This window comes from Streptomyces sp. E2N166 (assembly GCF_003671715.1).
Lineage (GTDB): Bacteria > Actinomycetota > Actinomycetes > Streptomycetales > Streptomycetaceae > Streptomyces > Streptomyces thinghirensis.
Window position 1 is genome coordinate 78,531 of sequence record NZ_RAIF01000012.1, and the last position, 12,681, is coordinate 91,211.

13 protein-coding genes and 2 pseudogenes are annotated in these 12,681 nt (G+C 71.8%); 9 read left to right on the forward strand and 6 right to left on the reverse strand.

Annotated elements, in window-relative coordinates:
* The coding region (locus EBH09_RS37740) for a hypothetical protein (RefSeq protein WP_193776190.1) at window positions 1-379 on the reverse strand (379 nt) is incomplete at its 3' end.
* A gap of 169 nt (window positions 380-548) precedes the next feature.
* On the opposite strand from EBH09_RS37740, the gene EBH09_RS07970 reads away from it, so the two are divergent.
* From EBH09_RS07970 to thpD, 5 genes are all read left to right on the forward strand, one after another.
* Window positions 549-1,679 (forward strand): aminotransferase class V-fold PLP-dependent enzyme, encoded by a 1,131-nt coding sequence (locus tag EBH09_RS07970; protein ID WP_121746343.1) that lies wholly within the window; start codon window positions 549-551, stop codon window positions 1,677-1,679.
* A 329-nt stretch (window positions 1,680-2,008) separates the two neighbouring features.
* Window positions 2,009-2,524, forward strand: a complete 516-nt coding sequence (ectA, locus tag EBH09_RS07975; RefSeq protein WP_121746344.1) for a diaminobutyrate acetyltransferase — start codon at window positions 2,009-2,011, stop codon at window positions 2,522-2,524.
* Window positions 2,525-2,654: 130 nt separating this feature from the next.
* Window positions 2,655-3,926 carry a diaminobutyrate--2-oxoglutarate transaminase gene (gene ectB / locus EBH09_RS07980; protein ID WP_121746345.1) on the forward strand — a complete coding sequence of 424 codons (1,272 nt, stop codon included), beginning with the start codon at window positions 2,655-2,657 and terminating at the stop codon, window positions 3,924-3,926.
* A gap of 93 nt (window positions 3,927-4,019) precedes the next feature.
* Window positions 4,020-4,418, forward strand: a complete 399-nt coding sequence (locus tag EBH09_RS07985; RefSeq protein WP_121746346.1) for an ectoine synthase — start codon at window positions 4,020-4,022, stop codon at window positions 4,416-4,418.
* Between the two features lie 6 nt (window positions 4,419-4,424).
* Entirely contained in the window at window positions 4,425-5,324 is a 900-nt protein-coding gene (thpD, locus tag EBH09_RS07990) for an ectoine hydroxylase (RefSeq protein WP_193776191.1), read from the forward strand.
* Between the two features lie 92 nt (window positions 5,325-5,416).
* On the opposite strand, the gene EBH09_RS07995 is transcribed toward thpD, so the two are convergent.
* The 5 genes and pseudogenes from EBH09_RS07995 to EBH09_RS08015 form a co-directional block, all read right to left on the reverse strand.
* The gene (locus tag EBH09_RS07995; protein WP_121746347.1) at window positions 5,417-6,502 is read right to left on the reverse strand and encodes an aminotransferase class V-fold PLP-dependent enzyme; all 1,086 of its coding nucleotides are present in this window, start codon (window positions 6,500-6,502) and stop codon (window positions 5,417-5,419) included.
* A gap of 47 nt (window positions 6,503-6,549) precedes the next feature.
* Window positions 6,550-7,275 carry a DsbA family oxidoreductase gene (locus tag EBH09_RS08000; RefSeq protein WP_121746348.1) on the reverse strand — a complete coding sequence of 242 codons (726 nt, stop codon included), beginning with the start codon at window positions 7,273-7,275 and terminating at the stop codon, window positions 6,550-6,552.
* 141 nt (window positions 7,276-7,416) lie between these two features.
* A pseudogene (locus tag EBH09_RS08005) lies at window positions 7,417-7,539 on the reverse strand (GNAT family N-acetyltransferase); the annotation flags it as partial.
* A gap of 37 nt (window positions 7,540-7,576) precedes the next feature.
* Window positions 7,577-8,185 carry a DUF1349 domain-containing protein gene (locus tag EBH09_RS08010; RefSeq protein WP_121746350.1) on the reverse strand — a complete coding sequence of 203 codons (609 nt, stop codon included), beginning with the start codon at window positions 8,183-8,185 and terminating at the stop codon, window positions 7,577-7,579.
* A 4-nt stretch (window positions 8,186-8,189) separates the two neighbouring features.
* Complete coding sequence (locus tag EBH09_RS08015; RefSeq protein WP_121747294.1) at window positions 8,190-9,719, reverse strand: aldehyde dehydrogenase (NADP(+)); 1,530 nt, start codon at window positions 9,717-9,719, stop codon at window positions 8,190-8,192.
* Between the two features lie 113 nt (window positions 9,720-9,832).
* On the opposite strand from EBH09_RS08015, the gene EBH09_RS08020 reads away from it, so the two are divergent.
* The 4 genes and pseudogenes from EBH09_RS08020 to EBH09_RS08035 form a co-directional block, all read left to right on the forward strand.
* A complete protein-coding gene (locus EBH09_RS08020; protein WP_121746351.1) occupies window positions 9,833-10,606 on the forward strand; it encodes an IclR family transcriptional regulator in 774 nt (257 codons plus the stop codon).
* Window positions 10,607-10,609: 3 nt separating this feature from the next.
* Window positions 10,610-11,080 (forward strand): GNAT family N-acetyltransferase, encoded by a 471-nt coding sequence (locus tag EBH09_RS08025; protein ID WP_121746352.1) that lies wholly within the window; start codon window positions 10,610-10,612, stop codon window positions 11,078-11,080.
* A 78-nt stretch (window positions 11,081-11,158) separates the two neighbouring features.
* Complete coding sequence (locus tag EBH09_RS08030) at window positions 11,159-12,163, forward strand: hypothetical protein (RefSeq protein ID WP_121746353.1); 1,005 nt, start codon at window positions 11,159-11,161, stop codon at window positions 12,161-12,163.
* Window positions 12,160-12,681, forward strand: a pseudogene (locus tag EBH09_RS08035) (histidine kinase); the annotation flags it as partial. The gene EBH09_RS08030 and the pseudogene EBH09_RS08035, both read left to right, overlap by 4 nt.

Sequence of the window (12,681 nt, forward strand, 5' to 3'; positions counted from 1 at the left end):
CGGAGTCGTAGCCGTCGCCGTCCGCGGTCTCGCAGCGGAAGCCGAGGGGCAGGAGGGAGGCGTCGTAGTCGATCACCCGCCCGGACAGCTCCGGGGACACGCCGGTACGGCAGGGCCGCAGCGGCGCCGAGCCCGTGCCGCCGTCCTCCGCCTCCGTGACCGCGAACCCCACGCACAGCGCGCCCCAGACGTACAGCAGGGCGGCCGCCGCACCGGCGCACCCGGCCAGTACGCGGAAGCCCCGGCCGGGGCGGACGGGCGCGGGAGCGGGAGCGACCGCGAACGCCTCGGGGGCGGGTCCGACGTACGTTCCGGGGCGGCGGGCGAGGACGACGGCGGTCACGACCGCGACGAGGACGAGCAGCAGGAGAACGGGCACAGGCCCGAGTCCACCAGGCAGACGATCATCGCCGCTGTGGCGGAAGCCACAATTCCGGGCGTGGGGGTGTCGCAACGGAAGCCCTCCGGCGCGAGTGGCGGCAGGGGCCGTGGTTACTCTCGACTCCGTACGTGCCGTACACCTGCCCGTGAGCGAAGAGAGCAGCACAGTGACCCACCCCTTCCTGGACCTCGCCCCGCTGAGCGCCGGCCGTTTCGCCGCGATCGAGGACCGGGTCGCGCGCCTGCTCGGCACCGGCCAGGACGTCGTGATCATGCAGGGCGAGGCGCTGCTGCCGCTGGAGGGCGCCATCCGCGCCGCCGCGGGACCGGGCACAGTGGCGCTGAACGTCGTCACCGGGCCGTACGGGCAGACCTTCGGCAACTGGCTGCGGGACTGCGGCGCGACCGTGCACGACCTCTCCGTGCCGTTCCACACGGCCGTCTCCGCCGAGCGGATCCGCCAGGCCTTCACCGAGCACCCGGAGATCGACTTCGTGTCCCTGGTGCACGCCGAGGCGGCGACCGGGAACACCAATCCGGTCGCGGAGATCGGCGAGGTGGTGCGGGCGCACGGCGCGCTGTTCTACCTGGACGCGGTGGCCTCCGTGGGCGCCGAGCCGGTGCTGCCGGACGCGTGGGGCGTCGACCTGTGCGTCATCGGCGCGCAGAAGGCGATGGGCGGCCCGGCCGGCGTGTCGGCGGTGTCGGTGAGCGAGCGGGCGTGGGCGCGGATGGCCGCGAACCCGGGAGCGCCGCGCCGGTCGTACCTCTCGCTGCTGGACTGGAAGGAGCGCTGGATCGACGGTGGGCGCAAGGCGCTGCTGCACGCGCCGGCGCAGCTGGAGATGCTCGCGCTGGAGGCGTGCGTGGAGCGCATCGAGGCGGAGGGCCTCGGGACGGTGATGGCGCGGCACGCGTCGGCGGCGGCGGCCACGCGGGCGGGCGCGCTCGCCCTGGGCGGCGGTCTGGAGCCGTACGTGTACGAGGCCGAGGACGCGGCGCCGGTCGCGACGACGCTGCGGGCGCCGTCGGACGTCGACGCGTCCGAGCTGGTGGCCCGGGCCCTGGAGTCCGACCCGGCGCTGCCGCTGGCCGCGGGCGGGGGCGCGCTGGCCGCGGAGATGGTCCGGGTCAACCACTACGGGCCGGACGCGACGCGCGGGGCCGTGCAGGGCTGCCTGGCGGCACTGGGTGCCGCGCTGGCCGAGAAGGGACTGAAGACCGACCTGGAGGCGGCTCGGCGGGCCGTCGAGGACGCCTGGGACCGGCCGGCCGGACCCGACCTTTCGGAAGCGTGAATTCAGCGGAATTCCCGAAGCTCACACAAACAGAATTAAGTAATTACGCTCAGCACAGCTTCCCGTATTCTTCTGCCCGCTTTCCCGTGACCTAAACACAACGATTTCACGAACCTCGATCCTCGCATTTCGGGCACGTCTCGCACGGGTTACGCGATTGTGACCCGATACACATGCTGACCGTTTCGCGGCATATGACCCGGCCAAACCCTGACATAACGCCGCTGCCTCGCGCGGAAGCACGCGCACGCGTGATAACACAGAACGCGTCCATACGTAACCCCATGCGGCGATGCAATTTTGAATTTCGCTGGGTAAATTCAATTTGCATGACTGCCGCGCAAGCAGACCTGCAAATCGACCGTCCGAGAGTGGCCGACGGGGCCGCCCTGTGGCGGATAGCGAGGGATTCGAAGGTCCTCGACCTGAACTCGTCCTACAGCTATCTGCTCTGGTGCCGGGACTTCGCCGCCACGTCGGCCGTGGCCCGGGACGGGCACGGTGTGCCGGTCGGCTTCGTCACCGGATACGTACGCCCGGACCGGCCGGACACCCTGCTCGTGTGGCAGGTGGCGGTCGACGAGGCGTACCGTGGTCGAAGGCTGGCAGCCGCCCTTCTCGACGGACTGGCCGCCCGGACCGTCGCGGAGTTGGGACTGACCACCCTCGAGACCACGATCTCGCCCGACAACACCGCTTCTCAGCGACTGTTCACCTCGTTCGCCGAGCGGCACGGCGCCCGACTGGAGCGCGAGGTGCTGTTCGACACGGACCTCTTCCCCGACGGGCCCCACGAGCCCGAGGTCCTGTACCGCATCGGCCCGCTGTCCGCGACCGCCGGCTGACCGACCGGCCTCCCGCACGGCCCGGCACCCCTGGCCGTCCGGCCCCCAGACTTCCCGGCCGGGACCGCACCGGTCCCCCGGACCGTACGACCTTCCTCTCCCACCCTCACCCAACGAGGAGCGATTCGTCGTGACCATCACCCAGCCCGACCTCAGTGTCTTCGAGACCGTCGAGTCCGAGGTGCGCAGCTACTGCCGCGGCTGGCCCACCGTCTTCGACCGCGCGCTCGGCAGCCGCATGTACGACGAGGACGGCCACGAGTACCTCGACTTCTTCGCCGGAGCGGGCTCGCTCAACTACGGGCACAACAACGCCGTCCTGAAACGCGCTCTGATCGACTACCTGGAGCGCGACGGCGTCACGCACGGCCTCGACATGTCGACCACCGCCAAGCGCCGCTTCCTGGAGACCTTCCAGAACCTGGTGCTGCGTCCGCGTGACCTGCCGTACAAGGTCATGTTCCCGGGCCCGACCGGCACCAACGCCGTGGAGTCCGCGCTGAAGCTGGCGCGGAAGGTGAAGGGGCGCGAGTCGATCGTGTCGTTCACCAACGCCTTCCACGGCATGTCGCTGGGCTCGCTCGCCGTGACCGGCAACGCCTTCAAGCGGGCCGGCGCCGGCATCCCGCTGGTGCACGGCACCCCGATGCCGTTCGACAACTACTTCGACGGCACCGTCGAGGACTTCCTGTGGTTCGAGCGGCTGCTGGAGGACCAGGGCTCCGGCCTCAACAAGCCGGCCGCCGTGATCGTCGAGACCGTGCAGGGCGAGGGCGGCATCAACGTCGCCCGGCCCGAGTGGCTGCGCGCGCTGTCCGAGCTGTGCCAGCGCCAGGACATGCTGCTCATCGTCGACGACATCCAGATGGGCTGCGGCCGTACCGGCGCCTTCTTCTCCTTCGAGGAGGCGGGCATCACGCCGGACATCGTCACCGTCTCCAAGTCGATCAGCGGTTACGGCATGCCCATGGCGCTGACCCTGTTCAAGCCGGAGCTGGACGTCTGGGAGCCGGGCGAGCACAACGGCACCTTCCGCGGCAACAACCCCGCCTTCGTCACGGCGACCGCCACGCTGGAGGCGTACTGGGCCGACGGGTCGGCGATGGAGAAGCAGACACGCGCCCGCGGCGAGCAGGTCGAGCAGCACATGATCGCCATCACCGAGGAGAACCTCGCCGACGTCAAGGAGTACCGCGGCCGCGGCCTGGTCTGGGGCCTGGAGTTCCACGACAAGGACCGTGCGGGCCGGATCGCGAAGCGCGCCTTCGAGCTGGGGCTGCTCATCGAGACGTCCGGCCCCGAGAGCGAGGTCGTCAAGCTGCTCCCGGCGCTCACCATCACGCCCGACGAGCTGGACGAGGGCATGAAGACCCTCGCGCGTGCGGTGCGCGAGACCGCCTGACACCACCACCACTGCTTCCGGCGCCTTCGGCCCGCGCGGCCGAAGGCGCCGGGGACCATTGCACACCCTTCACCTAGGAGGCATCGCAACACCGTGATCGTCCGTTCGTTCAAGGAGATCGAAGGCACCGACCGGCACGTGAAATCGGCGTCCGGCACCTGGGAGAGCAAGCGCATCGTCCTTGCGAAGGAGAAGGTCGGCTTCTCCCTGCACGAGACGATTCTGTACGCGGGTACGGAGACGTCCATGTGGTACGCGAACCACATCGAGGCCGTCGTCTGCACCAAGGGCGAAGCCGAGTTGACCGACCGCGAGACGGGGAAGACGTACACCATCACGCCGGGCACGATGTACCTCCTCAACGGCCACGAGCGGCACACGCTCAAGGTCAAGGAGGACTTCCACTGCCTCTGCGTCTTCAACCCGCCCGTGACCGGACGGGAGGATCACGACGAGAACGGCGTCTACCCGCTGCTCACCGAGGAGGTGTGAGTCACCGTGACCACCACGACCACGAACGTCACCGACCTCTATCCCACCCGCGGCGCCACCGAGGTGGCCACCCCTCGGCAGGACCCGGTCGTCTGGGGCTCCCCGGACACGCCCGGTCCCGTCTCGGCGGGTGACCTGCAGGCCCTGGACCGCGACGGCTTCCTCGCCATCGACCAGCTCATCGGGCCGGACGAGGTCGACGTCTACCGGCGCGAGCTGGAGCGGCTCACCACCGACCCGGCCATCCGCGCGGACGAGCGCTCGATCGTGGAGCCGCAGTCCAAGGAGATCCGCTCGGTCTTCGAGGTGCACAAGATCAGCGAGGTGTTCGCGAACCTGGTTCGCGACGAGCGGGTGGTCGGCCGGGCCCGGCAGATCCTCGGCTCGGACGTCTACGTCCACCAGTCGCGGATCAACGTCAAGCCGGGCTTCGGGGCCAGCGGCTTCTACTGGCACTCGGACTTCGAGACCTGGCACGCCGAGGACGGCCTGCCGAACATGCGGACGATCTCGGTCTCGATCGCGCTCACCGAGAACTACGACACCAACGGCGGTCTGATGATCATGCCGGGGTCGCACAAGACGTTCCTCGGGTGCGCGGGGGCCACGCCGAAGGACAACTACAAGAAGTCCCTGATGATGCAGGACGCGGGGACGCCGTCCGACGAGGCCCTGACGAAGATGGCCTCGGAGTACGGCATCAAGCTGTTCACCGGCAAGGCCGGCTCGGCGACCTGGTTCGACTGCAACTGCATGCACGGGTCGGGCGACAACATCACGCCGTTCCCGCGCAGCAACGTGTTCATCGTGTTCAACAGCGTGGAGAACACCGCCGTCGAGCCGTTCGCGGCACCGATCCGGCGGCCGGAGTTCATCGGCGCGCGGGACTTCACTCCGGTGAAGTGACCCGCACCTGAACTCGGGCAGGGGCCTTTTCGTGTGGGACGGGAGGCCCCTGCCCGATGACGTCCCGGTCCGGCCGTCCCGGTCCGGCCGTCTCAGTCCGCCAGTACGTCCAGCAGCCGGTCGACGTCCGCCGCCGTGTTGTACACGTGGAACGCGGCCCGCAGATTGCCCGCCCGGTCCGAGACCTGGACGCCGGCCCGGCTCAGCTCGCCCTGCCGGTGGCCGAGTCCGGGCACGGACACGATCGCGGAGCCCGGCGCGGGCACCGGCTCGTGGCCGAGCGAGCGCACCCCCTGCCGGAACCGGTCGGCGAGGCCGGTGTCGTGGGCGTGCACGGCGTCCACGCCCAGTTCCTCGATCAGGGCCAGGGAGTGCCGCGCGCCGGTGTAGGAGAAGAGGGCCGGGCTCTCGTCGAAGCGCCGTGCGGAGTGCGCCAGTTCCTCGACGGGTCCGTAGCAGCTGGCCCAGGGATGCTCTCCCGACGCCCACCCGGCGAACAGCGGTGTGAGTCCTCCGAAGTCCTCCGGTACGACGAGGAAGGCGACGCCCCGGGGGCAGAGCACCCACTTGTAGGCCACGGCGGCCACGTAGTCGAAGTCGCCGGCGGCCAGCGGCAGCCACCCGTTGGACTGGGAGGCGTCCACCAGCGTCCGCGCGCCGTGCGCCCGTGCCGCGTCCCGCAGCGCCGCGAGGTCGGCGATCCGCCCGTCGGCGGACTGCACGGAGCTGACCGCGACGAGCGCGGTGTCCGGGCCCACCGACTCGGCGATCCGCTCCAGCGGCACGCTGCGCACCTTCAGGTCACCGCGCGTGTGCAGGGGGTTCACCAGGGAGCTGAAGTCGCCCTCCGCGGTGAGGACTTCGGCACCCGCGGGCAGCGAGGCGGCGACGAGCCCGCTGAACGTGGCGACCGAGGCGCCGGCCGCGACCCGGGTGGCGGGCACCCCGACGAGGCGGGCGAAGGCGGACCGGCACGCCTCGACGTCGGCGAACATGTCGAGTGGCTGCCCCTCCGCCGCGGACGCCGCCGCGTCACGCATCGCGACGAGGGTCCGGGCAGGAAGCAGGCCGGTGCTGGCGGTGTTCAGGTACGTGGTCTTCGGGGCGAACTCGGCACGGACGAGATTCTCGAAGCTCTCCATGGCACCACTGTGCGGCCCCTCGTCCTCCCCGTCCATTGCGTATTTCTACGCGGTTTCTCCAAGCAACGCTTATGTACAGGTCCTCACCTGGGGTTCTCGGCCCCCGGCACCGCACAGCCGTCGGGACCGCACGCCTCCGCGCCCCCGTCGTCGATCGGCTTCAGGGGCGTGCGCTCGCCCCACGCCTGGGTCAGCGCCCGGGCGAAGACCTCGGCGGGCTGGGCGCCGGAGACGCCGTACGCCCGGTCGAGCACGAAGAACGGCACGCCCGTGGCCCCGAGCTGCGCGGCCTCGTCCTCGTCGGCGCGCACCTCGTCGGCGTAGGCGGTGGGATCGGCGAGCACGTCGCGGGCGGTGTCCGCGTCGAGGCCGGCGGCCACGGCCAGCTCCACGAGCCGCTCGTCGTCGTTGAAGACGGAACGCTCGTCGGCGAAGTTGGCCCGGTAGAGCGCGTCCAGCAGCGCTTCCTGCCGGCCCCGGGCCTTGGCGAGGTGCAGCAGCCGGTGCATGTCGAAGGTGCTGCCGTGGTCGCGGCCCCGGGTGCGGTAGTCCAGTCCCTCGGCGGCGGCCTGCGCGCCGAGGTTGTCCTCACCGGCGTGCGCCTGCGCCTCGCTCATGCCGTACTTGGCGGTCAGCATCGTCAGCACGGGCTGGACGTCGTCCTTGGCCCGCCCGGGGTCCAGCTCGAACGACCGGTGGACCACCTCGACACCGTCACGGTGCGGGAAGGCCGCCAGCGCCTTCTCGAAGCGGGCCTTGCCCACATAGCACCACGGGCAGGCGATGTCGCTCCAGATCTCGACGCGCATGTCTCGGCTCTTCTCCAGGTCGTACGGGTGCGGAGGCCCTCTCCACCTCGTACGTGAACGTTCAAGCAGCGGGCCTCATTCCCCCGGTACGCGAAGGCGCGGGGACAGGTGGCGGTCTCCCGCGGGGGGCGGGTTCTCCGGGTCGGGGAGCCCGTCCGGGTAGTACGTCGCCCGGGCCCGGGCGGGCAGGGCGGCCGCGGTCTCCGCCTCGGCGGGCAGGACGGTACGGATCACCCGGCTTCCGGTCACACGTTCGTCGATCATGCAACGCCGGACGCGGGAGCCGGGCCTTCCGGTTGCGTCAGCCGCCGTCGCGCAGGTCCGCCGGCCAGGCCGGCCGGAACTCCAGGTGGTCGTACGTCACCACGCACCCCTCCCCCGTCGGCGCCTGCGCCAGGAAGCCGACCAGCGCCGCGCCGGTCTCCTTCTCGTCGCCCAGGGTGAACAGCCGGACGAAGGTCCAGCGCTCGCCGTCGAGGGAGGCGTGGAAGGCGAAGACCCGCCCGGTGCGGCTGACCCGCAGCCAGACGGAACCTCCCTGCACCGTGAAGGAGTTGCAGTCGTCGGAGTGCCCCCGGGTGACCACCGTGCAGACGGTGGGCACGTCCGGGGAGTACTCCAGGCACAGCTTGGCCCAGGCCCGCTCGCCGACGTGGACGTAGAGGACCCCGGCGTCGAAGGCGCCGTTGAACCCGACCGTGACCCGGGCGATCAGCTGGAAGTCCCCGTCGGGGGCGCCCAGCAGCCGGGGCGCGTCGGAGGCGGTGTCCAGTGCCTCCCCCGTCGGCGGCACGAACCGGTCCTGCCGGGGGCCGGCCGATCCGGTGAGGACGCCGTCCTCGTAGGACCAGCCGCCGTCGGGGCCGTGAGGGCGGAGGGGGAAGGGCAGTTCGGGAAGTTCGAGATCCATGTCCCTACCGCTCCAGGACCCCGTTGAACCGACGAGGCAGCCCCAGCGGATTCCCGTCCCGCAGCTCCGCGGGAAGCAACGCCTCCGGCGTGTTCTGGTAGGCGACCGGCCGCAGCCACCGCTCGATCGCGGTCCCGCCCACCGACGTGGACGTCGAGGTCGTGGCCGGGTACGGCCCCCCGTGCTGCTGGGCCGCCGCCACGGCGACACCGGTCGGCCAGCCGTTGACCAGCACCCGCCCCGCGAGCGGCGTCAGCTCCGCGAGGATCTCCGCCCCGCGTCCCTCGCCCGCCGCCTCCTCGGCGGAGAGCTGCACGGTCGCCGTGAGGTTGCCCGGGAGCCGGGACAGCACGCCCCGCACCTCGGCCTCGTCCTCGTAGCGGGCCACCACGGTGACCGGCCCGAAGCACTCCTCCAGGAGCAGGTCGTGCTCGCCCTCCGCCGCCAGCCGCCCGGCCGGCACCGTCAGGAACCCGGCGGCGACGGTGTGCTCGCCGCCCGGGCCCGGCGTCACCGGGGAGTCCACGTCGGGCAGCGCCGCGCGCTCGGCGACGCCGGCGACGAAGTTGTCCCGCATGCGGTGGTCGAGCAGCACGCCGGCGTCGGTGTCGCTGACCGCGTCCGTGAGGGACTTGACCAGGCCGTCACCGGCGGCGCCCGACGGTACCAGGACCAGGCCGGGCTTCACGCAGAACTGGCCGACGCCCAGCGTCATCGATCCGGCCAGACCGGCGCCGATCGCCTCCGCCCGCTCGGCGGCCGCCGCCTCCGTGACGACGACCGGGTTCAGCGAGCCCAGTTCGCCGTGGAAGGGGATCGGGACCGGACGCGCGGCTGCGGCGTCGAACAGCGCACGGCCACCGCGTACGGACCCGGTGAAGCCGGCCGCCGCGACCAGCGGGTGCCTGATCAGTTCGACGCCGGCCTCGAAGCCGTGCACCAGGCCGACGGCGCCGTCCGGGATGTCGTGCCGGGCGGCGGCCCGGCGCAGCACCTTGGCGACCAGCTCGGACAGGGCCGGGTGGTCGGGGTGGGCCTTGACGACGACCGGGCAGCCGGCCGCGAGCGCGCTCGCCGTGTCACCGCCGGGGACGGAGAAGGCGAAGGGGAAGTTGGACGCCGAGTAGACGGCGACGACGCCGAGGGGCACCTTGTACCGGCGCAGGTCCGGGACGGGCGGGGTCGCGGTGTCGTCGGGGTGGTTGACGACGACACCGAGGAACTCGCCCTCGTCGACGATGTCGGCGAAGGCCCGCAGCTGGTAACAGGTGCGGGCGAGTTCGCCGGTGAGCCGGACCGGGCCGAGCGCGGTCTCCGCGTCGGCCGCCTCGACGAGGGTGCTCTCGGCCGCCTTCAGCTCGTCGGCGGCGGTACGCAGGAACGCCGCGCGGACGGTACGGTCGGCGAGCGCGTCCCGGGCGGCGTGCGCGGCGCGGACGGCGGCGTCCACCTCCTGGGCCGTGGCTTCCACCGCGACCTGTTCACGCTGCTTCCCGGTACGGGGGTCGACACTCCAGACTGGTGCTGCTGCCACCGCGGGTCCCTTCACGTGCTGTACCTGGAACTCGTTCGATATACTGAACGCTGTCTCTACTGATGAATATGCTGTCGGAGACTATTTCCCGTCGAACGAAGGGGTCAAGGGCGATGTCGGCTGTCGAGACGGGGGGCGGAGCGCAGGTCAAGTCCGCGGTGCGGACGGTTGAACTGCTCGAGTACTTCGCCGGACGCCCCGGTATGCACACCCTCGCGTCGGTCCAGGAGGCCGTCGGCTACCCCAAGTCCAGTCTCTACATGCTGCTGCGCACGCTGGTGGAGCTGGGCTGGGTGGAGACGGACGCGACGGGCACGCGGTACGGCATCGGGGTACGGGCGCTGCTGGTCGGCACGTCGTACATCGACGGCGACGAGGTGGTCGCGGCGGCGCGGCCGACGCTGGACCGGCTCTCCGACGACACCACGGAGACCATCCACCTCGCCCGTCTGGACGGCACCAACGTCGTCTACCTCGCCACTCGCCAGTCGCAGCACTACCTGCGGCCGTTCACCCGGGTCGGCCGCCGGCTGCCCGCGCACTCGACGTCGCTGGGCAAGGCGCTGCTGAGCACGTACAGCGACGAGCAGGTCCGCAAGATGCTGCCGGAGACTCTGCCGGCGCTCACCGAACACACCATCACCGACCGGGAGAAGCTCATCGAGGAGCTGCGCCAGGTGCGGGACCAGGGCTTCGCCGTGGACCGCGAGGAGAACACGCTGGGGCTGCGCTGCTTCGGCGTGGCGGTCCCCTACCGCACCCCCGCGCGGGACGCGATCAGCTGCTCGGTGCCGGTCGCGCGGCTGACCCCCGCGCACGAGCAGATGGTGAAGGACGCGCTGTTCGACGCGCGGGACCGGCTGACGCTGGCCACGCGTAGGCTCTGATCCATGCACATCGCTCTGCGCGAGGTACACGACAGTGATCTGGCCGTCTTCTTCCGGCAGATGAACGATCCGGAGGCCCTGCGCATGGCGGCCTTCACCCCCGAGGATCCGGCGGACTGGGACGCCTTCGAGACCCACTGGAGAAAGATCCGGGCCTCGGTCGACGTCGTGCGGACGATCCTCGGCGACGGTGACGTCATCGGCAGCGCGGCGGTGTACGGGGAGCCGGGCGAGCGCGAGGTGACGTACTGGGTGGACCGGGCCTACTGGGGCCGGGGCGTGGCCACGGCGGCGCTGCGGGCCCTGCTGGCCGAGGTGCCGGACCGCCCGCTGTACGCGCGGGCGGCGGCGGACAACACCGGGTCGCTGCGGGTCCTGGAGAAGTGCGGTTTCAAGGAGAGTGCCCACGCCCGGGGGTTCGCCCCCGCCCGGGGCGAGGAGATCGACGAGGTCGTACTCCACCTCGCGGGCTGACCGGCTCCGCCGCGCGGCGGAGCCGGATCGTCACCGCGCAGGAGGCGCCAGGGGTGCCCCGCGCGGGAGCGTGGCGGCATGACGCAGACGCTCGCCCCCACCCCCTCCCCGGCCACCGCATCACCCGGCACCACCCGGACCCGCCGGCTGCTGCGGGCGGCCGCCGTCCTCGCCTGCCTGCCGTACGTCGGGCTCAAGGTCGCCTGGATCGCGGGGAGTCGGACCGGGATCCCGGAGGACAGCGTCCTGCTGGACCACCGGGCCACCATGATCGCGGCCAACGGGCTCACCCTGCTGCTGGACAGCTGTGTGATCGTGCTGGCGCTGATGCTGACCCGGCCGTGGGGCCTGCGGGTGCCGGCGTGGCCGCTGGCGTTCCCGGTGTGGGTCGCCGCGGGGCTGCTCGCGCCGATCATGGCCGGGTTCCCGCTCCAGCTCCTGACTCGGGCGCTCGGCGGTGACACCGCCACCGAGTCCGGGCCGGGGCGTGAACCCTTCCTCGACGCGTGGGTGTTCGGCATCGTGTACACCGGGTTCATCGTGCAGGGACTCGCCCTCGGGGCACTGTTCGTGCTCTACGCACGGGACCGCTGGGGGCATCTGTGGCGCGGGCGGGTGTGGGAGCTGCCGGTCGGCGTCGTCCGGAAGCCGTACAAGGCCCTCGCCCTCGCCACGGCGGTCCTCGCGTCGTTCCCGCTCGCCGTCCGGCTGTACTGGGCGTGCGGCGGCACGGCGGGGCTCGGGGCCGAGGACCGCACCAGCGACTTCCGGGTGCTGGAGGGCATGCACGTCGCCTTCCTCCTCGCGGCCGTCGGCGGCACGCTGCTGCTCGCCTTCCACCGCGCCCGCGTCCTGCCGGTGACGGTGCCGCTCGCCGCCGCGTGGGTCGGGTCCGGTGCCGCGGCCTGCTGGGGCAGCTGGGTGCTGCTGGCCGCGCTGCTGCCGGCCGATGATCCCGCCGACCGCCCGGCACAGTTGATGATGCTCGCCTACGCTGGGCAGATGACCGTCGGTCTTCTCCTCGCCTCAGTCGGCGCCCACTTCCTCTCCCGGCGGTCGGCCACGTCCCGCACGCTGCCGTGACCGCACTCGCCCGGTTCCTGTTCGGCCGGCGGACGCGCCTGCGGTGGATCCACCTGATCCTCGGTGGCGCGCTCGCCATGCCGTACGTCCTCGTCGGCTCGGTCGTCGTCGGCCCGCTCGCCGGGGACGCGGACGTCTTCCGCTCGCTCTCCCTGCAACTGGCCTCGTTCGCCTTCGGGTTGCCGCTCGCCGCCGTCACCTCGCTGTTCCCGCTGACCCGCCCCCTGGAGTCCGGGGTCGTGCGGTGGCTGTGCGGGGTGGAGGCCGACCGGCTCGCCTACGGGCCCGCCCGGACGAAGAGCGAGAAGGGGCGGACGGCGGCCTGGTTCACGCTGCACCTGGGGGCCGGCGGGATCATCGCGGGGATGTCGCTCGCGGTGCCGCCGTTCGCGGCCGCGCTGATCGCGCTGCCCTTCGTGCCGGCACTGCGCGACGAGCGAACGGGCCTGCCGGACGTCCTCCACCACACCTGGGCGCTCGCGCCGGTCGCGGGCGCCGCGATGCTGGCCGCGCTCGCC

Coding starts and splice junctions, on each gene's coding strand:
- ectA (WP_121746344.1), top strand. CDS start 2,009: ATGACTGCCGCGCAAGCAGACCTGCAAATCGACCGTCCGAGAGTGGCC.
- EBH09_RS07995 (WP_121746347.1), bottom strand. CDS start 6,502: ATGGACGGGGAGGACGAGGGGCCGCACAGTGGTGCCATGGAGAGCTTC.
- EBH09_RS08000 (WP_121746348.1), bottom strand. CDS start 7,275: ATGCGCGTCGAGATCTGGAGCGACATCGCCTGCCCGTGGTGCTATGTG.
- EBH09_RS08010 (WP_121746350.1), bottom strand. CDS start 8,185: ATGGATCTCGAACTTCCCGAACTGCCCTTCCCCCTCCGCCCTCACGGC.
- EBH09_RS08020 (WP_121746351.1), top strand. CDS start 9,833: ATGTCGGCTGTCGAGACGGGGGGCGGAGCGCAGGTCAAGTCCGCGGTG.
- EBH09_RS08025 (WP_121746352.1), top strand. CDS start 10,610: ATGCACATCGCTCTGCGCGAGGTACACGACAGTGATCTGGCCGTCTTC.
- EBH09_RS08030 (WP_121746353.1), top strand. CDS start 11,159: ATGACGCAGACGCTCGCCCCCACCCCCTCCCCGGCCACCGCATCACCC.